The sequence below is a fragment of the Geitlerinema calcuttense NRMC-F 0142 genome (assembly GCF_030285425.1).
In genome coordinates, this window is sequence record NZ_JASVEJ010000025.1 from 45253 (window position 1) to 70163 (window position 24911).

22 protein-coding genes and 1 pseudogene are annotated in these 24911 nt (G+C 48.8%); 10 read left to right on the top strand and 13 right to left on the bottom strand.

All coding sequences use genetic code 11. The features are described from left to right. Positions 1-49: 49 nt before the first annotated feature. The 3 genes from QQ055_RS06810 to QQ055_RS06820 form a co-directional block, all read right to left on the bottom strand. The gene (locus QQ055_RS06810; RefSeq protein WP_069966228.1) at positions 50-358 is read right to left on the bottom strand and encodes a BMC domain-containing protein; all 309 of its coding nucleotides are present in this window, start codon (positions 356-358) and stop codon (positions 50-52) included. A gap of 89 nt (positions 359-447) precedes the next feature. Next, positions 448-630, bottom strand: coding sequence for a hypothetical protein (locus QQ055_RS06815; RefSeq protein WP_069966229.1), 183 nt, complete (start codon positions 628-630; stop codon positions 448-450). Positions 631-877: 247 nt separating this feature from the next. Next, positions 878-1126, bottom strand: a complete 249-nt coding sequence (locus QQ055_RS06820; RefSeq protein WP_283357902.1) for a hypothetical protein — start codon at positions 1124-1126, stop codon at positions 878-880. Positions 1127-1553: 427 nt separating this feature from the next. Here QQ055_RS06820 and QQ055_RS06825 point away from each other — a divergent pair, with 427 nt between their 5' ends. The 4 genes and pseudogenes from QQ055_RS06825 (at position 1554) to QQ055_RS06840 (ending at position 11133) form a co-directional block, all read left to right on the top strand. Next, positions 1554-1835, top strand: coding sequence for a hypothetical protein (locus tag QQ055_RS06825; protein ID WP_283357903.1), 282 nt, complete (start codon positions 1554-1556; stop codon positions 1833-1835). An 80-nt stretch (positions 1836-1915) separates the two neighbouring features. After that, on the top strand, positions 1916-3592 hold the full coding sequence (locus QQ055_RS06830) for an HD domain-containing phosphohydrolase (RefSeq protein WP_284474196.1): 1677 nt from the start codon (positions 1916-1918) through the stop codon (positions 3590-3592). A 179-nt stretch (positions 3593-3771) separates the two neighbouring features. Further along, positions 3772-8064 (top strand): DUF2157 domain-containing protein, encoded by a 4293-nt coding sequence (locus QQ055_RS06835; RefSeq protein WP_284474197.1) that lies wholly within the window; start codon positions 3772-3774, stop codon positions 8062-8064. A gap of 259 nt (positions 8065-8323) precedes the next feature. Continuing rightward, positions 8324-11133, top strand: a pseudogene (locus QQ055_RS06840) (ATP-binding protein). A gap of 107 nt (positions 11134-11240) precedes the next feature. On the opposite strand, the gene QQ055_RS06845 reads toward QQ055_RS06840, so the two are convergent. The 3 genes from QQ055_RS06845 to QQ055_RS06855 form a co-directional block, all read right to left on the bottom strand. Continuing rightward, complete coding sequence (locus tag QQ055_RS06845; protein ID WP_069966235.1) at positions 11241-12101, bottom strand: SMP-30/gluconolactonase/LRE family protein; 861 nt, start codon at positions 12099-12101, stop codon at positions 11241-11243. A 90-nt stretch (positions 12102-12191) separates the two neighbouring features. Next, on the bottom strand, positions 12192-12968 hold the full coding sequence (locus tag QQ055_RS06850) for an SDR family oxidoreductase (RefSeq protein ID WP_284474200.1): 777 nt from the start codon (positions 12966-12968) through the stop codon (positions 12192-12194). A gap of 35 nt (positions 12969-13003) precedes the next feature. After that, positions 13004-13147 (bottom strand): hypothetical protein, encoded by a 144-nt coding sequence (locus QQ055_RS06855; RefSeq protein WP_283357908.1) that lies wholly within the window; start codon positions 13145-13147, stop codon positions 13004-13006. Between the two features lie 221 nt (positions 13148-13368). Between QQ055_RS06855 and QQ055_RS06860 the strand changes: the two genes are divergently transcribed. Genes QQ055_RS06860 through QQ055_RS06880 form a run of 5 tightly spaced genes read left to right on the top strand, consistent with a single transcriptional unit; the run spans position 13369 to position 18924 of the window. Beyond that, positions 13369-14928 carry a sensor histidine kinase gene (locus tag QQ055_RS06860; protein WP_283357909.1) on the top strand — a complete coding sequence of 520 codons (1560 nt, stop codon included), beginning with the start codon at positions 13369-13371 and terminating at the stop codon, positions 14926-14928. A 7-nt stretch (positions 14929-14935) separates the two neighbouring features. Further along, positions 14936-16039 (top strand): hybrid sensor histidine kinase/response regulator, encoded by a 1104-nt coding sequence (locus tag QQ055_RS06865; RefSeq protein ID WP_284474201.1) that lies wholly within the window; start codon positions 14936-14938, stop codon positions 16037-16039. Next, the gene (locus QQ055_RS06870; RefSeq protein ID WP_284474202.1) at positions 16036-16467 is read left to right on the top strand and encodes a response regulator transcription factor; all 432 of its coding nucleotides are present in this window, start codon (positions 16036-16038) and stop codon (positions 16465-16467) included. Before QQ055_RS06865 ends, QQ055_RS06870 begins: the two co-directional genes overlap by 4 nt. Before the next feature lie 32 nt (positions 16468-16499). After that, complete coding sequence (locus QQ055_RS06875) at positions 16500-17780, top strand: putative bifunctional diguanylate cyclase/phosphodiesterase (RefSeq protein WP_286004411.1); 1281 nt, start codon at positions 16500-16502, stop codon at positions 17778-17780. Between the two features lie 16 nt (positions 17781-17796). Beyond that, on the top strand, positions 17797-18924 hold the full coding sequence (locus QQ055_RS06880; protein ID WP_284474205.1) for a hybrid sensor histidine kinase/response regulator: 1128 nt from the start codon (positions 17797-17799) through the stop codon (positions 18922-18924). On the opposite strand, the gene QQ055_RS06885 is transcribed toward QQ055_RS06880, so the two are convergent. From QQ055_RS06885 to QQ055_RS06910, 6 genes are all read right to left on the bottom strand, one after another. Next, positions 18872-19876, bottom strand: a complete 1005-nt coding sequence (locus tag QQ055_RS06885; protein ID WP_284474206.1) for a diguanylate cyclase domain-containing protein — start codon at positions 19874-19876, stop codon at positions 18872-18874. The two genes, QQ055_RS06880 and QQ055_RS06885, sit on opposite strands and share 53 nt — an antisense overlap. A gap of 208 nt (positions 19877-20084) precedes the next feature. Next, positions 20085-20327, bottom strand: a complete 243-nt coding sequence (locus QQ055_RS06890; RefSeq protein ID WP_069966242.1) for a hypothetical protein — start codon at positions 20325-20327, stop codon at positions 20085-20087. Between the two features lie 88 nt (positions 20328-20415). Further along, entirely contained in the window at positions 20416-22107 is a 1692-nt protein-coding gene (leuA, locus tag QQ055_RS06895) for a 2-isopropylmalate synthase (RefSeq protein ID WP_283357914.1), read from the bottom strand. Next, on the bottom strand, positions 22101-22241 hold the full coding sequence (locus QQ055_RS06900; protein WP_286004412.1) for a hypothetical protein: 141 nt from the start codon (positions 22239-22241) through the stop codon (positions 22101-22103). Before QQ055_RS06900 ends, leuA begins: the two co-directional genes overlap by 7 nt. Positions 22242-22507: 266 nt before the next feature. Further along, a complete protein-coding gene (locus QQ055_RS06905; protein WP_283357915.1) occupies positions 22508-23149 on the bottom strand; it encodes a restriction endonuclease subunit R in 642 nt (213 codons plus the stop codon). A 3-nt stretch (positions 23150-23152) separates the two neighbouring features. Then, entirely contained in the window at positions 23153-23557 is a 405-nt protein-coding gene (locus QQ055_RS06910; RefSeq protein ID WP_283357916.1) for an NIL domain-containing protein, read from the bottom strand. A 62-nt stretch (positions 23558-23619) separates the two neighbouring features. Here QQ055_RS06910 and QQ055_RS06915 point away from each other — a divergent pair, with 62 nt between their 5' ends. Then, positions 23620-24195: a thioredoxin family protein gene (locus QQ055_RS06915; protein WP_283357917.1), complete on the top strand. Its 576-nt coding sequence runs from the start codon at positions 23620-23622 to the stop codon at positions 24193-24195. A gap of 33 nt (positions 24196-24228) precedes the next feature. On the opposite strand, the gene QQ055_RS06920 is transcribed toward QQ055_RS06915, so the two are convergent. Next, entirely contained in the window at positions 24229-24855 is a 627-nt protein-coding gene (locus tag QQ055_RS06920) for a TetR/AcrR family transcriptional regulator (protein ID WP_283357918.1), read from the bottom strand. Positions 24856-24911: the final 56 nt, after the last annotated feature.

Here is a 24911-nt window from a genome sequence, read left to right on the forward strand (position 1 = left end):
TATTGTACGAGCCTTACTTCCCTTTTCAGCTATCTCAGCAGGAATGAAATTAGGTTCTAAACGGTTCAACTTGTTCCGTATACTCAATCGGTAAAACCGCAACAATATTTTCTGGAGGGTTGGGCACAATGTAATGGGTGACAACCTCTCCACCAAAGGTTTTTTCAGCGGCTTCAATTCCGGCTGCGATCGCGGGCTTCACTTCTGAGATGCTCCCGCGAATGGCAATATAAAAGTGACCGCTCTCCGCAATATCGTAATAGACTAGCGTAACTCGTCCATTTTTAACGGCAGCATCTGCCGCCGCCAAGATAGCAGGAAACCCAATGGTCTGAATCACGCCAACTGCTGCGGGCATTGCCCACCTCCTAACATCTTGAAAGCTTGGGAAAACTTCCCTATTTTACGCAGCTTTGCTGGCCAAACCAACAGGCGGTTTGGACAAGACTAATCGAGATAACCCATCAGTTGGTCGGAATCTTCTACGGTTTGATTGCTAGCCACAGGTCTGTCGTTGGGTAAGCGGTACGCTGGAGTAGAAGCGAGGGAGAGTCCTTGGTTGGGGTGGGTGGGAGAAGGTAAGGATTTGCGTTCGGGATTATTCGTCTGTTTTTGTTGCTGAGAAGCCATTTTCCATCTCAATTGAGCTACTTTTAAAGTTTACTATAATCGGCGATCGCCCCCCCAAAAACCTTCATTTCTCTACATTCTGACCGATAATACTTCGTAATTCTGCTAATTAATTTTTCTAATCGGGTTGAAAATATTATGGAACTTTGGAGCGTTGGCGATTCGCGTAGCGCTCCCTTCGGGAATCGCATTTGCATTCCTAGGAATTCGATGGGGGCGATTCGCCAAACGCACAGAACCGCATGGGTTAACAGAACTCGCTCTGATGCACGATCGCTTCCCCATAACCGGGAATCCAGACGACCCACTCGGTTGCAGACTGCTGGCACAACAAAAGCGCTTCATCGTCGCTGTAGTCGCTCAGGGGTTGCGTTAACTTCACCCACTGGTTAGGAGAGACTTCGGGGCGGGCGGTGAATTGAGGCTGAAATAACCGCATTCCCCCAGCAAAGGATAAAGGCTTTGGGTCTGTGACGCGATCTGCATACAGTTTCATCGAGACGTTCCTCAACAACAGCAGGGTACAAATGGACAAAAATACAAATATTTCTGTAACAAAGACTACGAATTTTTGAGCGCCTGAGTCAAGAAACTGTTTGATAACTTCACAAAACAGTAGCAAACGATACTGAATTTTTGACAAAAGTTCTAACAGGGGGTAGAGGAATATGCAAGCCCGTTGGGATATAGCTGTAGCCATAACGCTGAAGACAAGCTGAAGGGCCTTTGACTCGCACTTGGCGATCGCCCCTCTAGTTCAAAAGAGGGGGAGAAAGAAAAAGAGTTTCCCCCAACCTTGTAGTGCTTTTCTTGACGCGCTCAACCTAGCTTTATCAACAACGTCATTGACGTGGGAGAATAGCCACTATAGAGAAATCTGAACCTCTAAAACTAATGGGGCGGCTGCCAACTCCATCAATCGCATGAGCGAATCTTGTAAAAATTGTACCTTTCATCTCCGCGATCGCACAGGGAAAACGACCGATCTGTTTCGCATTTTCTCTGAGAACGTTCTCAACCGTTACCTAGAAAAACCCCAATTTCCAGGTCGCATGACCCTCATTTTAAGCCTTCTTAAAAAACTTGATTCCCCAGAACGAGTGGCGCTACGGGAAATTGCCGATCGATGGCGATCGCAATTTCAAAGATTTCTCAAAGATAGAACAAAAGACGTGACTTTTACGGACGCGATCGGTCATAAATGAACTAGCGCCTAACCTCGGTTGAGATCGATTCCCGTCCGAGGGAGTTTGAAAGCAAGCACAACCCTAGAAGGAACACCGAAATGGATGCGCTTCATCCTGCAATCTCGCCAATTCACCATCAGGAAATTCTCCAAAAATCCGCAGAACAAGCTGAATTAATTGAGCAACTTCTCTCAATTGGGGCTGCCTTGTCAGGAAGCCATGACTTGGAAGAATTATTAAACCTAATTTTGTCCAAAAGTCGAGAAATTACCTGTAGCGATGCGGGCAGTGTTTACCTCGTCGATCGCAGCGATGAATCGCCCAAATTGGTGTTTAAAACGGCCCAAAATGACTCCATTCCGGCCGCTTCTTTTCGCGAATTTGCCATGCCGCTAACGCCAGCTAGCTTGGCAGGCTACGTCGCCATTACCGGGGAAAGCCTGAATATCTCAGACGCCTACGAGTTGCCAAAAACCGTCCCCTATCAACTCGATCGTAACTTCGATCGCGATTTTTCCTACCGCACGCGCTCGGTGTTAGTCTTACCGATGCAAAATCAAGAAGGAGAAATCACCGGGGTTTTGCAACTGATCAATCGCAAAATTCAACCCAATGTTGCCTTAACCGAAGAAAATACCCTATTACGGACAAAAGCTTATTCAGCATGGGAAGAAAACATCGTGCGATCGCTGGCTTCCCAAGCCGCCATTTCCATCGAACGCAACCAACTTCAAGAAAGTATTGAAAATCTCTTTGAAGGATTTGTCAAAGCCTCCATTCAAGTCATTGAAGCCCGCGATCCGACCACCTACGGTCATTCCGAACGAGTTGCAGAATTAACCGTCGGTCTAAGCTTAGAAGCAACCAGCGTCAACGCGGGCCCCTTACGATCCATTTATTTTAGCGATCGCCAAATCCAAGAAATTCGCTACGCCGCCCTCCTGCACGACTTCGGTAAAATCGGCGTCCCCGAAGCCATCCTAGGCAAGCGCAAAAAACTCTATCCCGAACAACTCGATGTCATCCGCCATCGCTTTGCCCTAGCCCAACGCACCCTCGAAATGGAATGCGCCCACAGCAAATTCCAGTATCTCATCGAGCATCCCTTCAACTCCATCCACTCGCCCGCCGAGACGCAACAATGCTTGCATTGCCAGAAACTCAGCGCCTTAGAAAGCCAATTGCAATCTCGCATTACCCAACTGAATCGCTACTGGGACTTATTACTCGACCTCAACGAACCCGAAGCCATCCAGACGCGAGAATTTCAGGCCCTTTCTGAAGCCGCACTAGCCGAACTCGTCGCCCTTTCCGAATCCACCTACCGGGATATCGACGGGCAACTCAAACCCTTAGTCACTCCAGAGGAAATGGCGCAACTCATGGTGCCGCGAGGCAACCTCACCCCCCAAGAACGGCTAGCTATTGAAGCCCACGTTACCCACAGCTACGAATTCCTCAAGCGCATTCCTTGGACAAAGCACCTCAAACAAGTCCCCAACATTGCCTACGGGCATCATGAGAAACTCGACGGTAGCGGCTACCCGCGCGGCTTAGTGCAAGATGAGATTCCCATCCAAACGCAGATTATGTCCATTGCTGATATTTATGATGCCCTAACTGCGAGCGATCGCCCTTACAAGCGGCGTCTCCCCGTCGATGTCGTTCTCAACATCCTCCGCGCCGAAGCGGGCAAAAATAAAATTAATACCGATTTGGTGGAATTATTTGAACAGCGCCAAGTGTATAAAGTGCTAGGCCACTCGGCAGCTTAAATTAATCCGATTGCTTCCAGAGTTTTGGGGTTTTCCGAGGACACTCAGGAAAAGTGACACACCCAGGCTATTGCAATGGCAACTCGCCAGCCATGCTGAAAATCTTACAGCCTGTAAGAAAACCTAAGCAACGTTAGCCGGAATTTCATCCTCGATGTTGTCCTATCGGATAATTCCCAATGTCCTCTCCTCACCATCCCTCGATCAAAATTGAGATTGCAACTCAAGCGGATCGTCCCGAAATCCTCACCGGACTTGAGGCTTGGTTGCAACTGGGGTTAATTGACGATTTCCAAGTCAGGCGCTTGTGTCGCCAGCATTTCACTTGTCCGCTACCGGAAGTTGTTACCCCACCCCAACCCCTTGAGGTTGTCTCGCCTCCACCCCGTTCGCGCCCGTCTAAACCCGTTAAACCGACGGTGGCGACTGCACCCAAACCCAGCTTCTTAGCGCAGATGGTGCAGTCGTTGATGGCAGAACTCAGCGTTCGCTGGCTGTTATTTCTGGGCGTTTTTCTCGTGGTTGTCTCCTCCGGCGTTTTAGCTGCCAGTCAGTGGGAACGGTTTCCGGCGGTCGGACAATATGGCGTGTTGTGGGGATATACGATTGTTTTTTGGTTAATTAGTTTGTGGGCAGATCGACAGGCGAATTTACGCTTAACGGCCCAAACCCTGAGACTGGCTACCCTGTTACTGATTCCCGTCAATTTCTGGGCGATGGATACCTTTGGCTTGTGGCAGTCTCCCTGGAATTGGGGCGCGATCGCGATCGCCTCTGCGAGTCTAGTCGGAATTAGCCTACAACTCTTACCCCCTATCCCCTTCGGTCATCTGGGTTTAAGCCTCTTGCATTGGGGATGGGCTATTCCTCAATGGCCCGGAGTTGCTGTCTACTTAGGGGTGGGCGGAACTGCCCTAGGCAGCTTTCTTCCCCGTCGAGAAACCCCTGTAGATGGCGATAGAAACGCTTCTGGGCGTCTGCCGATTAAAAAAGCATTTTTAGTCATTTATGCCCTGTTAATCCTCTTAGGGCGGGCGGTATTCGTTGCCCAATGGGATATCCGCTATCTAGGTTTGGCGATCGCCCTTTGCGGCTTTCTCTTAATACGGGTAGAACGTCAACCTCCCGCCGAACGTCCATTACCGCATCTCGGTATCTGGAATTGGGAAGCCGTGGGTGGCGTCTTCATCTTTCTGGGTTGGGTTGTCACGGTTGGGGATATTCCCCTGCAAGCCATCGCTGTCAGCGGTTTAGCCGCCTGGTTCTTCGCTACTCGCCTGGTTACGGCTTGGCGGCGTCGCGACTTATTCTTCCTGTGGGTGACGGGTTTGCAAGCCTGTTTCCTCCTGTGGCGAATTCTCCCCGATCCGCTCCAAAACCGGATAATAGAACTCACTAGCTATCCTGAAGCTTTATGGGGAATTGCCCTTTTACCTTATCTTGCCCTAAGTGCGTGGGGTTGTGCCCAACTCGACCGACAACAACAAACCCGGTTAGTTAACTTTGGGGAAGGGTTGACGCTAATTTTGGGTCTGACATTAACGCTGGTAAGTTCCTGGGTGGCTACCCTACAGGCGATGAATCTGTTCGGTTCAACCCTGATTTTATATAGCGTCACCCAACGCTATCTGGCAACCCCAACCTCTCCCGCCCGCCAGCAACGGGGAGAAACGTTAGTTTACCTGACGCATATTACAGGTTTGCTTACTTTGTTTTCCGGTATTAATGCAGCATTCCCTAGCCTTCCCAGTCAAACCTGGTTAATTGTCACTTTGGGGCTAATGCTAGCAGAATGGGCGTTTAGCACGTTTGGAGACGGGGGCGTTTGGCGCGCGAGTGCATGGCATTTAGGGTTAGGTTTGGCGGTTTTGACCTATTTGTCTACCAGTACCTTGTGTCAGCAGGAAGCCAGTTTTACCCATTGCTTGTTGTGGGGGGTAGCGCCGATTGGTTTGACGATGGTTGCGAGTTTCAACCGCCTGCGAACTCAAGCCGCCAGCCAATATAGTACGATCGCGATTATCCTGGCGCAACTCTTAACCCTAGAAGAACCGAGACTGCGCTTAGTCAGTTTGGGGTTAGGTTTTGGGTTGATGTTGGTGAATACGCAATATCTGCAAGCGTTATATGCAGGCGCGATCGCGGTTGGCTTAGGTTTAGGTTTCCTCGGTGCATTCTTAGCTGAAGCCTGGGTGAGTTCGATTTCAGCTTGGATGGTGACTCTGAGCTTTATCCTAACGGGGTTGTGGCTATTGTATGGCTATCTGGCCCAAGGCTATCAAATCGCCCGACGCCTTCCCCGATCGATCTATGCTTTCGCGGTGGATGGTTGGGCGATCGCTCTTTGTCCTAGCCTGCTGACGTTGTTAATTATTCTACCCAGACAAGCGCTTCCCGAATGGGGAGAAATCAACCCCACCCTATTGGGAGTCGCCGCAATGGTGACAATGGGAATTACCGCTTATCGCAGTTGGCAATTACCGCGATCGCCCTTATTCCTCTATGCCAGTATTTTAGTCTGCGGGGTGGCGCAAGTTCCGCTATTTTTCCCCGTTTCCCTGCGGATCGCCGGGTTCGCGATCGCTACCCTACTCGTGTCGATCCAGACGCGCTATTTAAGAAATACCTTAGCAGCCACCCTTTCTGTAGGGTTTAGTTTAGGATTTGTAGCAACCCTCCTCTGGGAAGCCCCGTTTGTGCGTCAATGGGATTGGTTGATTGTCGGCGCGATCGCCACCCTAATTCTAGGTATCATCCATCAATCCCTCATCCGCTATTCCACCCCCATTCAACAAGCCTACGCCAAAGCCGCCCAACTTTGGCAGATTGCCCTATTAACTGCGCTACTGGCGATCGCCACCCTTCATTCTTGGGGCATTTATAGCGAAGTCTTCGCCCATCTCTTCTCGCCCAACAGTAGAACGATCGCAGCCCTTGCCCTGTTGTTGGTGGGTATGATGCTGTTATATTGGCGATCGCCCGCCGCTTGGCACGTCTATAGTGTGGGGTGGACGTTAGAACTGCTAACCGTTCAAATCCTGGGTTTTGTCGGACAATCGGTTTTAGCGATCGCCATTGCCAATATTATCCTCGGTTTGCTGATTCAAGCCTTAGCCAGTGGGTGGTACCATCGCCACCCCGAACACCCCCTATTTCCCAGCTTGCATATCTTACCCCTAATTTATGCCGGACTCGGAGCCATCTTACGTTGGGGTAGCATTACTGCTTGGACGGGGTTCACCACCTTGGGAATTGCCCTAATCGTCATCAGCTTAGGGCGGCGGCGGCGCAAATTCAAGCCCTTTGTCTACCTGGGAATGGTAGGAATATCCATTGGGGCTTACGAACTTCTACTCTATCAGCTTGCCCAACAACCGGGAGGAAACCTCGGAGATGGGTTAGTCGCGATCGCCGCTTTAGGAACCACGATCCTCTACCTCTATCGCCTTCTCTCCCCTTGGCTCAGGGTAGCATTAACCCTTTCCGAGACAGAACTGCGAACAGCCACCCACGTCCATTGGATTTGGAGTAGCTTAATCCTATGGATCGCCTCCTTTTATCCCATTGAAGCCACCTTAATGCTCGGCTTTGGGACAGGGGCATTCCTCGTCCAGTATGCCCTGTTTCAGGGACGCAACCATCCCCACCTCAAAGGGGGCGAAATCTGGGTCTATTTCGGCTTTCTAGAAGCCTTAGCGCTGAGAATTTATTGGTTGAGTACCCCCCTCGCTCAATTATTAGCCGGCCCCTTAGTTCCCTGGAAAGTGGCGATCGCCTCTCTATTCGCCTACTTTTTATATATCCTGCCTTGGCAAAATTGGGGATGGTCCAACCGCCCGTGGAAACTAGCTGCCACCTTGGTTCCCTTAATTGGCATCGTCGAAAATCCCGCCCAATTTTACCCCATCAGCCTGTTAATCGCAGTCATTTTCTATCTCTTTCTCGCCTGGGATAACCAACAAATCCGCTATACCTACATCAGCACCCTACTGTTGTTATGGATATCCTGGCGCTATTTTGCAACCTTGAGCTTAACCCATCCCATTTGGTATATTGTCCCGTTAGGATGCTGTATTTTGTACATTGCCCAAGTTGATTCTCTATTGAATCAACCGACGTACAGACCGCTACGTCACTTTATCCGCCTCTTGGGCAGCAGCCTTATTTGTTTCACCGCCCTCTTCACTCAACCCGGAGGAGGAATCACACCGGGAATTCTCAGTTTACTCGCGATTTTTGCCGGGTTAAGTTTGCGAGTCCGAGCTTTTCTTTTGGTTGGCACCCTCACATTTATCCTTCATATCTTCTATCAATTAGTCATTCTCATTTTTGACTACTCATTTATCAAATGGGTTGTCGGTTTAGCCGTTGGCATCAGCTTAATTTGGATTGCCTATAACTTTGAAACCCGTCGCGAACAAATTAATCAGTTTATTCAACATTGGGTGTCTCAATGGCAAAGTTGGGAATAACCCGGTAAAGTAGGTACGAAACCCAGGCTTTCATACGAAACCCAGGCTTTCAACAGTTTTGTCAATCAGGTGAGGCGGGACTTTGAAGGCGCGTGCAAAGTTTTTGCTGAACAGTTGCTCTTCAAAGCCAATTGTAGGATTGAAGACCCAACCGGGCGACGTTCATCAGGGGTGCATCTATTATTCAGGTTGTACTTTCCCTCAGTATTGCTACCTTTTGTCTCCATCCCCATTGCGGGAGTTTATCGATCAACGCCCTATGTCGAGTCAGATGCTTCCCCAGTTTAATTCAGTTGCTCGCTTGCCTCGGAGTTTAAGTTTGCTAGAAACTTGGGGCTTTGGTTTAAGCGGTCTTTTCCTGTGGTTAGGACCTGCACCCGCCATGCACGCCGCCTTGGGTTCTCAAGCAATTTGGGTTTGGATACCGGCTGCGATCGCAGGTATCTTACTCAACATTCAAATCAAACACTTAGGAGAAGCCTGGCCGCAAATGTCTGGCGGGACTCCCAACTACGCGGCTCGTTTATTAAAAGATTATCCCTTTCTGGCTCGATATAGTGCGATCGGCTATCTTTTGGGGTGGGTATCCGTTCCCCCCATGAATGCCTTTATTCTCACTGACTTAATTCATACCCATTTGCGACCTTTAGGGTTTGACCCCCCGGATCTGCCCTTACGCATCGGCTTTACCCTTTTACCCTTTATTGTTGCCTTCAGCGGGGCGCGGGCTTTGGGCATCCTACACCTATTCTTGGTCTTACCGGCCCTGTGCTTTATCTTAGCCTTTTGCCTTCAGGGTATAGGATGGCTGACCTTAATTCCCAACAGCCCTAGCCTTTTGCCCCCAGCAACGCCTCACTTCTCTTTCATCGACTGGTGCCAATGGTACTTTGTCGCAGTTTATGCGGCCTATGGTTGCGAAACCGCCTCCTCCTTTGTCGCCGATAGCCGTCGCCCCTTACAAACGCTGCAATCTCTCAAATTTGCCGCCGGGTTGCTACCCGTAGTCTATATTGGCGGTTCCTGGGTTTTGATGCGAATGGCAGCCGGGGCAGAAGTTGCCGATAGTGCCTTTCTGAACTTAACCGCAGCCGCCCAACCCTTTTGGGGAGAAGCCGCCGGAACCATTGTCACCTTTCTGTTAGCCTCCTGTTGTCTGATGAGTTCGGCGACAGCCGTGTCGAATTCCCCGCGCGTGTTGTATCAACTAGCGCTAGATGGGTACGCCTCCCCCGTGTTCAGCGTCTCTTCCCGCCAAGGCGTTTTAGGACCGGCTTTGCTGTTTACCTTAAGCCTCAATCTCTTGTGTTTGGTATGGGGAAATCTTAGCCAGGTGGTGATGATTACGGGTACAGGCTACCTGATTTCGATGATGGCGGTTCACTGGGGGGTGTGGTTAAACCGCCGTCAGCCAGAGGCGTTATGGTCGCATTGGGCGCTAGGCTTTTTGGGAGTGGAAATGGTGGTGTTAGTCGTTGGCGGGTGGGCGTGGAGTTGGCAAAGCCTGTTGTTGGGGTTAGCGTTTCCCTTGGGAGTTTTGGGAGTTGATGGGGCGATCCGCAAGATCCGCTGGGCGCTGTTTCATCCGGAGTGGTGGCGGCGCTACTACCGCCGTCAGTCGTTTATCCCCATTGCCGATCCGATTTTATGGCAAGTCAGCACGCTGATTGTGTTGATTTGCAGCGCTACTGCCGTGGGTTGGTTTGTGCGGGCGATCCTGGATGGGATGGGAAGCTGGACGAATGCTCATCTCTTAATTCTGCTACTAATGACGGTGGTGTTGGTGGGGGTGGCGATCGCCTGTTGGACAACCTTACCGCAAGTGAATGCGATCGCTCAAGCGCGAGAACAAGCCGAACAATTGTTTAAAGATGCCTCAGATGCCATTGTGGTTGTGGATGAAGGGGGTAAAATCTTAAAAGCGAATGCGGCGGCGGCTCACCTGTTTGGGATTCCGAAAAATAAACTACTCAGACAGTCTTTAACTCAATTACTGCCGAATTTAAACCTGTTTTCCGGCAAATGGCAACACCGCAGCGAACAAAGCTTGCAACGATCTGATGCGACTGAACGCACGGTGGAAATTGTCATTTCTGAGCGCACGAAGCAACAAACCCCAGAATATTTAGTGGTCTTGCGCGATATTACCGCCCGCAAGCAAGCAGAAGTTGCCTTGCGCCAACAAGCGGAAAATTTGGAAAAAACGCTACAGGAGTTACAGCGCACGCAGTCGCAACTGATTCAAAGCGAAAAATGTCGAGTTTGGGACAATTGGTGGCAGGGGTTGCCCATGAAATTAATAATCCGGTGAATTTTATCTATGGCAATCTCACCTATGCCGATGAGTATACTCGCGACCTATTGGCGTTAATTCAACTCTATCAAGAACATTACCCGACCCCCAAGCCAGCCATTCAAGATCGACAAGCTGATATCGATCTCGATTTTCTGATGGAAGATTTACCCAGGCTTATAGACTCGATGCGGGTGGGTAGCGAACGCATTCAAAAGATTGTGGCTTCGTTACGCACGTTCTCGCGGATGGATGAGGCGGAGTTGAAGGCGGTGAATATTCATGAGGGGATTGACAGCACGTTGATGATTCTGCAAAATCGCACCAAAGCTAAAGGCGATCGCCCTGCGATTGAAGTGGTGAAAAATTATGGCGCGTTGCCCTCGGTGGAGTGTTATGCCGGACAATTAAATCAGGTGTTTATGAATCTCCTCTCAAATGCGATTGATTCGTTGGAGGAGAAGCTTCACCAGCATTTAGCAGAAGGCGATCGCTCATTTACTCCCCGCATTTGCATTGATACCGAACACTGCTCCCCTTACGTTAGAATTCGGATTGCAGATAATGGCTTGGGTATCCCCGAATCTCTGCAAAGTCGCTTATTCGATCCGTTCTTTACGACTAAGCCTGTGGGTAAAGGGACGGGTTTGGGTTTAGCGATTAGCTATCAAATTGTAGTTGAAAGACATCAGGGAAAAATGACCTGCCATTCTGTCCCCCGACAAGGGGCTGAGTTTGCTTTAGAAATTCCGATGTCTCGGTTAGTCTCCCAGTAGAAGATAGTCGCGTTGGGTTGAGATCCGAAACCCAACCCAACCCTGGCTGCTGTTGAGTGACGCTAACGCTCACCCAACTTTAGCAGTGATTGTCAGTCAATCAGGCGTTACACCGAAATCTGCGAGAGGAATTCGGGAACCCCTTGAATTCCCAGGTTTAAGTGAAAGACAGCGCCTGCGCCTTCCCCTTCATTGGCGCGATCGTCAGCCCCCGCAGTGGTGACAAACATATCCGTATACTCTGGGCCGCCAAAGGTAACGCTTGTTACTTTCTTTGCAGGAAAGGGAATTCGCATCACCTCTGTCCCATCCGGTGCATAGCGGAATAAATGGCCGCCATTCCAACGTGCAGACCAAATATAACCTTCTGCATCCAGCGTCATCCCATCGGGGACGCCTTCATCTTCTGGGGTGGTGAGGACGACTTGGCGGTTGCTGAGGCTAGCTGTTGCAATCTCGTAATCTAACCGAGAGATAATCCGGGCTTCTGACTCGGTATGGTAGAGATAGCGTCGGTCTTGCGAGAAGGCCATCCCATTGGAGACATTCAACTCATCTAAAACCAATGTCAGCAGACCATCGAGGTCAAGACAATAGAGGCGACCTAAACGATCGGGTGCTGGCATCGTACCGCAAAAGACGCGACCGACTGGATCGGCAATGACATCATTAAAGCGGGTTTCTTGTTCTTCAGGAATTTCAGGAAATAAGGTGGTAATTTTGCCGTCTTTCCAGCGTTCGATGGTTCCTTTCGTTTTAAACAGTAACAAAGAGCCATCTTGCTGAATGGTAAATCCACCGACCGATTCACCTTGATAGATTTGTTCTGAGGTTTGGGTTTTTGGATCGTAGCGAAATAAACGACCTTGGGGAATATCGCTCCAATAGAGACGTTGTTCTTGAGGATGCCAAAGGGGACCTTCAGCATTTTTACATTGACAATCAACGAGAAGTTTGGGAGTTTCCATAAGTTAGTTTAATTGGTACTACTACCCAAGGTCAGGATACAGGATGGCGCGATCGCCTTTCTCTGTCTAATTGCAGAGGCTGCGATCGCATTATTGAGTAATGCGATGAACCAAGGTGGTTGTTGCTTGATCGGTTGGGACTAAAATGACATCGCTGATATTGACGTGGGCCGGACGGGTGACGCAGAATAACACAACTTCCGCTACATCTTGAGCCGTCAGCGGCGTTAAACCCTGATAAACCGTTTTGGCGCGTTCGGTATCCCCATGAAAGCGCACTTCGCTAAATTCCGTTTCCACCAACCCCGGATCGACCGAACTCACGCGCACGGGCGTTCCGAGTAAATCTTGTTTGAGTCCTTCGGAAAGGGCTTTCACTGCCGCCTTAGTTGCACAATATACATTACCGCCGGGATAAGTTTGATGACCGGCAATCGAGCCAATGTTAACAATGTGACCGCGCTGGCGCTGAACCATGCCCGGAACGAGGGTTCGCGTCACGTATAGCAGCCCTTTGACGTTTGTGTCAATCATCTCCTCCCAATCGAGAATATCGCCTTCGTGAAGCTTATCTAACCCCCGACTCAGACCGGCGTTATTCACCAAAATCTCAATTGCGTTCCACTCCGGGGGCAAATTTGCGAAACTCTGCTCTACGGAGGTGCGATCGCGCACATCCAGCGCCAGACAGTAAAGTTGGCAGTTAAAGTCCTGCATGAGCGAACGGGCAAGGCTTTCTAAGCGCTCTTGACGCCGCGCGGTCAAAATTAATTTAGCTCCTGCTTGAGCAAACATCCTCGCACAAGCTGCACCAATACCACTGCTAGCCCCAGTAATTAGGGCGATTTGCCCTTGCAGCGAATTCATCACGCACCTCTCATCCTTGAGCCGAATAATCCCCCTCAGTTTAATAGAACCTGGATGGCTAGAGCGATCGCCCATCCGTGCCACAGGATATCTAAACTCATTGGGGCTTGCTCTGGAAGAAGTTTTTCTAGATCTGCGCTAATTGAGGCGATCGCAGTGACCCCTGTCACCATCGTCATCTATCTTAAGACAGAGAATCAACATGAGGGAGATTTTTAACAGGTGAGGTTATCATAAGTCAGTCAGCCTTGCCGCCCTCTGCCTCAATATCAGCCGCCCAAGCAATCGTAGGCAACGTTTCATAACGAGTAGAGAGGAGCGAGTCGGTAACGCCTAGTAGCGGTTTCTTTGCGCCCTCTCTTCCGCTGTTAGGCAACATAGCGACTAGAGCGAATTAGCAATGATTAAAGAAAACTTAAACGGGTTCCAAGGGAATGCTGAGGCAGCACTGCGGGAAACAGAGCGGCGTTTTCGGGCAATTTTCGATCGAACTGTTCAGTTTATGGGGCTGCTCAACTTCGATGGAACGGTATTAGAACTCAATTTAATGGCGCAGCGCTTGTTACAACAATCGATTGGAGAATTGGTGTATCATCCGCTGTGGATGGCTGAAGTTTGGCGAGGGACGCCTCAACAGTCTAAGTTACAACAGGCGATCGCGCTGGCAGCTCAAGGCGAACTCATCCATTATGAAGCCGAAATTGAGATCGCAGGACGCGAGACAATTATCTTAGAGCTATCTCTACAGCCGGTTAAAGACGAGAGCGATCGCATTGTCTCCATTGTCGTTCAAGGTCACGATATTACCAACCGCAAACAGGTAGAAGTCGAATTGCGACAGGCGCGAGAAATCTTACAACAAAATAATCAAGCCCTAGAAATGATGGTGGAAGAACGCACCGCCGCCCTCATGGAAGCCAACTGGCAACTGCAAGCCGAAATTCGGGAACGCGAGGAAATTGAAGCCCAATTGCGTCACAGCGAACAACGCTACCGCACCCTCGTCCAAAACTTTCCCAATGGAGCCGTTTGTCTGTTTGATGCTGATTTGCGTTTCTCCGTCGCTGATGGCCTAGAATTGCCGCCCTTTGCGTGCAAGCGCTGGGAAGGAAAAACCATTTACGAACTGTTCTCGGCTGAACTGTGCAGCTCTCTAGAAGCTCATCTGCAAGCCGCTTTACAAGGTCAAAATTCTATTTGCGAAGTTCCCCTTGCAGAACAATTTTATTGGCTTTATACCCTTCCCGTCCGCGATCGACAAGGGCAAGTCATCGCTGGCATGTTAATGACTCAGAACATGACAAGCCGCCGCCAGATGGAAGACAAACTCAAGCAATCTCTGAAAGAAAAAGAGGTCTTGCTCAAGGAAATCCACCATCGGGTCAAAAACAACCTTCAAGTCATTTCTAGCCTGTTAAAGCTTCAGTCAGGGTACATTAAAGACGAAAATACGATTGCCCTCTTTAAGGATAGCTATAACCGCGTTCGCTCAATGGCCTTAATTCACGAAAAACTCTATCGTTCCCAGGATTTAGGGCGCATTGACGTTCCCGACTACATTCACACCCTGACGGGCAACCTGATCAAGTCTTATGTCATGCTAGCCAATACCATTCAGCTAGAATTAAATATTGAAAAGGTGCTGCTAGATGTTGATACGGCTATCCCCTGCGGCTTAATGATTAACGAGCTGGTTTCTAATTGTCTTAAGTATGCTTTTCCTAAAGGGGGTTTAGGTAAAATTCAGGTAGACTTTGGCTCGGTTGACGAGCAGTATTTTCAATTAAGCGTTCGAGACAATGGGATTGGCTTACCCAAAGACTTTGATTTTGAAACAGCCGATTCCTTGGGCTTGCAGCTAGTGGTTAACCTAACCGAACAATTAGAGGGCACGCTTCAGATAGACTGTGAATCTGGAACCTGCATTACCATTCGATTTCCCTCCCGGCTAAAACTTTGACGAATTTATGAAGAAAACCAAAATCTTAATTGTTGAAGATGAAACCATTATTGCAATGGATATTCGCAGCAGTCTAGAGAGCATGGGTTATCACGTTGTTGGCATTGCTACAACTGGCGAGTCGGCGATTCAAAAGGTTAAAGATAGTCAACCCGATCTAGTATTAATGGATATTAATATCCGAGGAGAAATTGACGGCATTCAAACCGCAGAACAAATTAAGATAGAACGTCAAACTCCGATTATTTATCTCACCGCTCATACCGATATTGCAACATTAACCCGTGCTAAGGCGACTGAACCCTTTGGGTATATTGTTAAGCCTTTTGAAGAACAAGATTTATATACCACAGTAGAAATTGCTTTATCGCGGGCTAAAGCTGAAGCTGAAGTGCTGAACTCTTTAGAAAAAGAAAAGGAAATCAACGAACTAAAATCGCGATTTGTTTCAATGGTTTCCCATGAATTTAGAACCCCTTTATCAACGATTTTATTCTCAGCAGGTTTATTAGAAAAATATGGAGAAAAATGGGGAAAGGAAAAACACCTCATTCACCTGCATCGCATTCAAACAGCCGTTCAGCAAATGACCACTTTACTAGAAGATGTTTTGTTATTGGGGAAGGCTGAAGCGAACCGTTTAGAGTTCAAACCCGTCACTTTAAATATCCGAGATTTTTGTGCTGATTTAATGGATGAGCTACAACTAATCGACAACGCTCAACATCAATTTGTTTTGAGCGATCGCTTAACTCAAAGCCATGAAGTGCTTCTGGATGAAAGGCTGCTCAGAATTATACTATCTAACCTCCTTTCTAATGCAATTAAATACTCGAAAGAATGGAAGGAAATTGAGTTAGAAATCAGCCGAGATGAGCAAGGGATATGCTTTCAAGTAAAAGATGGAGGAATTGGAATTCCAGAAGCCGATCGCAAGCATTTATTTCAAATGTTTCATCGCGCCCAAAATGTGGGGGAAATCTCAGGAACGGGATTGGGTTTAGCCATTGTTAAACGTGCTGTCGATCTCCATAAAGGCGAGATTAGTTTAGAGAGTCAAGAGGGTGTAGGTACCATTTTTAGAGTCCGTTTACCTTTAAACGAGCAATGAGTAAAATTTTAATCATTGAAGACGAACTTCCCATTCGAGCCAATATTCTAGAATTGCTCGAAGCTGAAGATTTTGAAGTTTTAGAAGCTGCGAATGGACAAGAGGGGGTTAATCTGGCGAAACAGCATCAACCCGACCTAATTTTATGCGATATTATGATGCCTATTTTGAATGGCTATGAGGTATTAAAGCTTTTACAAGAAGATAGCGAAACGGCGATTATTCCGGTTATTTTATTAACCGCTAAAGCGGATAATTTGGATATTCGTCGAGGAATGCAACTGGGGGCTGATGATTATTTAACAAAGCCTTGCACTCCCGATGAGTTGCTCCAAGCTGTTGAAATGCGTTTAGCAAAACAGCAGGCATTAAAAGCACGTTACGTACAGGCGATCGCGCAAGTTGAAGAGCAGTTGAATCACCATTAAATTATGATGGGTTAACTGCATTACCCAATCGCTTGCAATTACGAGAACAGTTCGAGCGACTCACCCAAAAATTAGACGCTACCGGGCAAATTACCGTTCTCTATTTAGGCTTAGATCGCTTCCACCGCATTAATGAAACCTGGGGGTATGCTTTTGGCGATCGCCTTTTGCAAGCCCTCGCCCAACGGCTGCTGAATTGGGCAAAGTCACAAAAGTTTATTGCCCGAATTTATGACGATCAATTTGCCTTGATTCTGGTCGATCGATTCAGTAGCAATGAAGTGAGAGAACTGGTTGATTTTCTCAGTCAATCTTTTAGAGTTGAAGAAAAAGAAATTTTTATTTCCTTCAGTATAGGCGTTGCTTTTTATCCCGATGATGGCGTAATTCTCGATCCCTTGCTGCAAAATGCCTTATTAGCAATGAGACAAGCAAAGCTGCTAGGGGGAAATCAGGTTCAATTTTATAATCCTAACCTATCGCTCAACTGTCGCGAATATTTGGTTCTCGAAACCGACTTGCGATCGGCTTTATCGCGAAACGAGTTTGAACTTTACTACCAACCGCAGCTTTGCTTAAAAACACAACAAATTGTTGGTGCAGAAGTGCTTTTGCGATGGCATCATTCCCAGCGGGGATTAATTTCTCCCAAAACCTTTTTACCCATTGCTGAAGAGATAGAAGCAATTTTTCCGATTGGCGATTGGGTTTTAGAAACCGCCACCCAACAGGCTAAACTTTGGCAGCAATTCGGCAATCCTGAATTTAGGATAGCGGTCAACTTATCCGCTCGCCAGTTTTTCCATCCCCAACTTTGCCAGCGGTTAACCCAAATCCTACAAAAGACGGAGTTTAATCCCCAGTGTTTAGAGCTAGAATTAACAGAAAATGTCGTTGTCCAAAATCCTGAAGTTGCGATCGCAATTCTGGGTTCCCTCAAAGATTTGGGGTTCAAGGTTGCCTTAGACGATTTCGGGACGGGTTATTCTTCCCTAAGCTATCTGCAAAGATTCGCCTTTAATATTCTCAAAATCGATCGCTGCTTTATCGAACAAATTGCTTGCGATGCCAAAAATAAAGCCCTGACAACTGCTATCCTCCAAATGGCTCGCCAACTTGAACTGCAAGTAGTAGCTGAGGGAGTAGAAACCCCTGAAGAACTAGACTTTCTCAAGCAGCAAGACTGCGATCTCGTTCAAGGTCATTTCATTTGTCCCCCTTTAAGCGCCCCAGACTTTGACAACTGGCTGAGACAAAACAGCAGCGTATCCGTCTTAGACTTTAGCCTTGAGAGCTTACCGGAGATTCGATAAAACATCCCAAAAGACGATGATCAAAATATTAGTGATTGAAGATGAAGATGCCATCCGCGAAAACTTAATTGATTTACTGGAAATTTCTAACTTTGAAGCCTTGAGTGCCGATAATGGTAAAACTGGATTAGAACTCGCCACTCAATTCTGTCCCGATCTGATTCTGTGCGATGTGATGATGCCAGAAATGGACGGCTACGAAGTCTTAGCGCACCTGCGTTCCCAGCCGCGTACGGCGACGATCCCCTTTATTTTCCTCAGCGCCAAAGCCGCGCGTCCCGATCTCCGTCAGGGGATGAACCTCGGCGCGGATGACTACCTCACTAAACCCTACACCCCCGATGAAATTCTAGGCGCGATCGCCTCTCGCCTAGAGAAACACCAGCAGGTTCAAAACAACCTGCAAACCAAACTCAACGAACTCAGAAGCAACATCGCCTATTCTTTACCCCACGAATTTCGCACGCCCCTCAACAGCATCCTCGGCTTTTCAGAATTACTCGTGCGCCATCCTGAAAAATTGGACCCGACAGACATTCAAGAAATGGCTGATGGTATCCATCGTGCGGGTCAGCGTCTCTATCGACTCATCCAAAACTTCTTACTCTACGCGGACTTAGAATTAGTGCTATCCAGTCCGGAATCCGTCGCCCAATGGCGTCAACAAACCACGCCCTACAGTCAAGTCATTATCCAAAATACCAGCATCCGCCAAGCCCAAGCGACCAATCGCGAACAAGATTTAGAACTCGACCTCATCGAAACGGATGTCCCTCTGTCTGCCACCAGCTTGCAAAAAATCGTCGAAGAATTAACCAATAATGCCTTCAAATTTTCAACGGCGGGCACGCCCGTTAAAGTCAGCAGCCAAATAGGACCCAGCGCGTTTAAACTTACGGTTAGCGATCGCGGTCGCGGTATGAGTCGAGAACAAGTCGCCAACCTCGGTGCCTACATGCAATTTGAGCGAGATTACTACGAACAACAGGGTTCGGGCTTAGGTCTGGCCATCGTCAAACGCCTCGTGGAATTACACCAAGGACGACTAGAAATTAAGAGCATTCCCCAGCAACAAACGCTCGTGCAAGCCATCATTCCGCTGTTGTCTCCAAATCCGAATGGCGATCGCGACCTTGAGCCTTAGCGCGGTATAAACCAATATCGGCTGCCCGAATTAACTTAGCAGGCGTCACCTCTTCACCCGGTAGCGTGCAAGTAATCCCCATACTCACCGTAATATAATCGCTCACTTGAGAAGCCGAGTGGGGAATTTGTAACTGGTTCACCGAATTCCGCACCCGTTTAGCCACCTCCACCGCCCCCGCCGCATCCGTTCTCGGCAGAATAATCGCAAATTCCTCACCGCCATAGCGGGCCACCAAATCCCCAGGACGGCACACCGCATCGCTAATGGCGCGAGCAATCTTTTTTAAGCACCAATCCCCTTCTAGATGGCCGTAGGTATCGTTATAGAGCTTAAAGAAATCAACATCGCACAGAATCAGGGCTAAGGGCATTTGCTCGCGGCTCATTCTCACCAGTTCATGCTCCAGCGTTTCATCAAAACACCGACGATTCGCTACTTGGGTCAAACTATCAATTGAGACGAGACGTTGCAACTCAGAATTAGCCGTTTGCAGTTGTTTGTACAGATTCGCTTGTTGCAGCAAGCGCTTCACCCGCTGGCGCAAAACCGCCCAGTTAATCGGTTTGGTCACAAAATCAATCGCCCCAGCCTCAAAAACCCGATTCACAGACTCCGTATCCTCTAAAGCCGTAATCATTAACACCGGAGTGCGATCGCCCCCCGGTAGCGCTTGGATGAGCTGACAGCAGGTGTAACCATCCATTACAGGCATGGAAGCATCCAGGAGAACAATATCGGGTTGCAAGCGAGCAAACACCTCTAGCGCCTGCTGTCCGCTATTGGCAATCACCACTTGATAGCCGTCTTTTTCCATCATTTGCCGCAAGAGGTCTTGAATCAGCCAGTTATCATCCACAATCAAGACCAGGGGAGCATCTGGATCGCTTTTGGAAAGGTCAGAACTGTCCGAAGGAGATTGACGCGAGTTCAAAAAGTGAGGGACTGTCATCGTGCTTGAGGTTTGGCTGTGGGGGAGTGAAAATCGCATGAGAGGGAAAACAACTCGTTGTTATCAATCTTCAAGGATTTGCCACGAAAGCTCAGTGATAGGAAAGGTGACGTTCTCGTGACTCTCTCGTTGCATCAAGAGTGAGATTTGTCACCCGCGATCGGTGAGAAGACACAACCCCTTTGCCTCCAACTGGGTTGGAATAGCCTCAAGAATTGAAGCCTCGCAGCCCACCCAGCAAGCGCTCCAGCCTTAACAGAGAGGGGGGTTCGTGCTGTCGAACCCACAAAACAGAACAGGGGGCTTGTTGAGCAACGCGATCGCCTTCTACAACAGGCAAAGTCCCAACGATCGCCCCCATACCTTGTTGCCAATAGCGAATATAGAAAGGATTGGCGATCGCCAACAACGCCGCCCGTTCTGCTTCCTCAGCCCCCGTACCGGAAAGCACAAAAATTTCCGCCCCTAACTCGGTGAGATCCCCCTAAATTGGGGGACTTTGACTCCGGTTCCCCCCTCTTTTCAAGTAAAACTAGCGCTTAAACTCCCCTAGGAATTAAACGAGTTTGGGTTTGGCTGTCGGCGGTTTGCCAAAGGCGGTTAACCGCGCTGAGAACAGCGAGTAAGGAGGCGGTTACGGTGTTGGGGTGAATTCCGACGCCATGCAAAGAACTGGGAAGAGAGTCAATCGCAAGTTCAATATAGGCGATCGCATAAGCATCGCTACCCTGACTCAGGGAATGTTCCTCGTAGTGGCGAACCCGTATCCCCAAGTTTAAGGCATGGATCGACGCATCAATCGGGCCATTACCCGTCCCTTCTACGCTTAGGGTTTTGTCTCCAGCTTGGAGAGTCAGGGCGATCGCCTGTTTGTCTCCCACTTCCGAGAGGTGATGATCGATATACTTCAAGGGGGTAACAGCTTGCAAATATTCCCGTTCAAATAACTGCCACAGATCGCTAGCGGCTAACTCTTTACCCGTTGTATCCATAACTTGTTGCACCACCTGGCTGAACTCAATCTGCAAGCGACGCGGTAAGGTGATGCGATAGTCGCGTTCGAGTAAAAAGGCAATTCCCCCTTTCCCCGACTGGCTATTGACGCGCACCACAGACTCGTAAGTTCGTCCCACATCTGCCGGATCGAGGGGAAGATACGGCACTTCCCAAGGCGCATCGGGTTGTTGAACGGCGAAACCTTTTTTAATCGCATCTTGGTGCGAACCCGAAAACGCCGTATACACCAAATCTCCCACGTAGGGATGGCGGGGGTGGATGGGTAACTGGGTGCAATCTTCCACCGTGCGGGCAATTTCGTCAATTTCCGAGAAGTCTAAACCGGGATGAATGCCTTGTGTATAAAGATTTAAGGCTAGCGTGACGAGATCGACATTTCCTGTCCGTTCGCCATGAGCAAATAAGCAGCCTTCTACTCGATCTGCGCCTGCCATTTGCGCCAGTTCAGCCGCCGCGATCGCACAACCGCGATCGTTATGGGGATGCACGCTCAATACTACACTATCCCGTCTGGCTAAGTGACGGTGCATCCATTCCACTTGGTCGGCGAAGAGGTTGGGGGTGGCGACTTCTACTGTGGCGGGTAAGTTGATAATGGCTTTGTGTTCTGGCGTTGGTTCCCACACATCCAACACCGCATCGCAGATTTCTTTAGCAAAGTCTAACTCTGTGGCTGTAAAGGTTTCGGGGGAATATTCAAAAAACCACTCGGTTTCGGGGCGATCGCTAGCTAATTCTCGCATCAACTGAGCCGCCTTCACTGCCAGATTGAGGGTTCCTGGGCGATCTAAGTTAAATACAGTACGCCGAAAGACCGGGGAAGTGGCGTTATAAACATGGACGATGGCGCGTTTTGCCCCTTGCAAGGATTCAAAGGTTCGCCGAATTAAACTGTCTCTGGCTTGGGTTAAAACTTGAATGGTAACGTCATCGGGGATGAGTTGCTGTTCGATGAGCGATCGCACAAAATCAAAGTCGGTTTGGGAAGCGGAGGGAAACGCCACTTCAATTTCCTTGAAACCCATCCTCACCAATAATTCAAACATCCTCAATTTACGTTGAACGTTCATCGGTTCAATTAAGGCTTGGTTTCCATCTCGCAAGTCGGTACTTAACCAAACGGGGGGATGAGTGATGGTACGATTCGGCCAGGTTCGATCGGATAATGCAATAGGGGCAAATGGACGATATTTAACGCTAGGATTTTTCAACACGATCGCTTTTTCCTTTGTTGTTGATGACGATAAGGCACCGTGGCGAAAGTAGAGTTATCAGGTTGCCACAAAATCCAAGCCTGACAACCCATAAACAGTCGAAGCTGCACGCCCAGAAATAGTAGTAGGTTCATAATTTTTGCCCAGTAGAATAGGAGGATAGAGAACCGCTAGGCGGAACTCTTACAAGGGTGTTAGCGTTTAAATCTCAATGCTTGAGAGCGGATGAAAGCAATCTATTGCCAGCTTTCCCAAACGCCCAAATTTTAATTCTCAATTCCTAATTATTTGCGCCCAAGGCGCAGCAGCAGCCCTAGCCCTAGAAGGAGGCTAGACAAAAGCTGTAGAGAGTTTGGCTGCTGAGTAAACATGATGAGTTCAAGATTAACTTACGCTAATTCTAGCGGTTGAGCTGGGCAGGGTCAACCAACACCTGACCGAGACGCTTGAGAATAGCCAGAACAGTAGATAGATCGTTTGCCCGTCTGAGGGTGAATTCGTCGGATAGGGCGTAATAAGGGACTTCTTGCTGAATGAGTTTCAGGAAAATAAAGTTACTGCCATTGGTAACTAAGCCAAACAGCGGTTTTTCCGGGTTAGGGTTAGCCAGCATATAGACCAAAGCTTGAGGAATTCCGGGTTCTAGAGAAAACTTAGCGCGTTTTGATTCAATCACCAGTATCCACAATTGGTCTTGCAAGACTAAAATATCAATTTTGCCCCAGATAACAACGCCCTCATCTTCCTCGCGAATTTCTAGGGATTCCTCGCTGGTACTATAGAACGGGGGGAGATAAAAACCCGCCATATCTAATAGGGGAGATAACACCACCATTTTCACCATCTCTTCTAGCATGGGGCGTTTGGCAAGGTGCAAATAACTGGCTTTCAGGCGTTCTAGATGTTGGTGTTCGGAGTCGGTTATGGGCGGTAAAGGGTCTTTCCACTCCTGAAAAAATGGCCCCTCTGTTGCCAATTGCAGGTTAAATTGCTTTTCTAAGTCGTAGAGGGTGAGTTTTTCGGCTGGAAGAATCTGTACCATTGACTATAGATTCGTGGAAATGGCTTGTACTGGACAAGTGGGGATGCATTGTTCGCAGACGATACAGCGCGATCGCGTGAAGGTGAGGCGAAAGCTATCCTTATCCAAGCTTAACGCCTCTGTAGGACACACGCCCGTACATAAGCCGCAGTGAACGCAAGCCTCTTCATCAATGAGAATTTCGCCTTTCGCCGCCGAAACGCCAATATCTTGCGATCGCATCCACTCGACGGCGGCTTCAACTTCATCAATATCGCCTAATAACTCTACCACTAGCGTCCCGATTTGATTGGGGGCAACCTGGGCGCGGATAATATTGGCAGCGACGTTAAAATCCTTCGCCAAGCGATAGGTAACAGGCATGTGTACGGAACGTTTGGGGAAGGTAAGCGTGACTCGTTTTTTCACGGTAAATCCTGGGGTTTCGGGTTCGTTACACTAAGAAGCAGCCCGATTGATACTCTTTAATCATGAACGCAGACTCTTCTCAAAACCAGTCCAAGATGGCTACCCGCGTGAGAAACTTTCTGATTGCGATCGCCGCCATTACTCTTAGCGTAGCGATTTTTTTGGGATTGCAAACCCAAGCCCCGGCAACTTCTTTAACTCAGATGGCGGAAGAATCTGTCCCTTTGGAGGTAGCCTTAAGCAATGGCAAGCCTACCCTGGTTGAGTTTTACGCCAATTGGTGTACCAGTTGTCAAGCGATGGCGGCTGATTTGGGGGAACTCAAACAGGCGTATGCTGAACCGCTGAATTTTGTGATGTTAAATGTCGATAATACCAAGTGGCTGCCAGAAATGACGCGCTATCGGGTGGATGGTATTCCCCATTTTGTCTTTCTCGATAACCAAGGGGAAACGGTGGCGCAGACTATTGGCGAACAACCTAAAAGCGTGATGGCAGCAAATCTCGATGCGCTCATTGCGGGTTTACCGCTACCTCACGCCCAAACTACGGGGGTGGCTTCTAGTGTATCGCCAACCCGTTCGCCTCTCCAAGCCAGTCAGGTGGAACCGCGATCGCACGGCACTCCCATCGAGTAATCTGTTGAGCAATGGGGGCGATGGGATTTGCCCCTATTGGCTGTTGAAGGGTTGGCGATCGCTATTCGGCTTGAGGATCAGATACATCAAGCCATCAATGAGGCGATCGCGCTCAAGGGGCATGACGTGCTTGCCGTGCATTAACTCCTGGTTGAGAGAATAGTACACGATAGAGCCGATGAAGATATGCGCGATCGCTTCTGGATCGGGTAAGTTGAGTTCTGGGTGCTGCTGAAAGTATTGACACAAGCGATCGACGCCCGGTTTAGCAAGGTTGCGGACAAAGGTTTGTGCGAGTTCCGGGAAACGGTTCGATTCGCCAATGATTAGGCGAACAAAGGTGAGGTATTGGCGATCGCTCATCATCCGGTTGAGCAAGAAACCCGCTAATTCCCGTAGAAAGATTTCGGGTTCTTGGAAGGGAACGTAACCCGAAAGCAGGCGTTCTTGGGCTAGATTTTGGATCAGGGCGCTAAATAGACCTTCTTTATCTTGAAAGTAGCTATATACCGTGGCTTTAGAAACGCCAGCCGCCGCTGATACCCGATCCATACTGGTTCCCGCGTAGCCGCGAGCTAAAAATTCTTGCATGGCACCGTTGAGAATTTGTTCGGCTTTGTCTGTGGTGTTTTCGGGCGGGCGGGGTGGAATTCTTCCCATACAAGGCTCCGGGTTGACTAGGGCTATTATGCCTCCAAACGCGCAAAGAAGGCGGA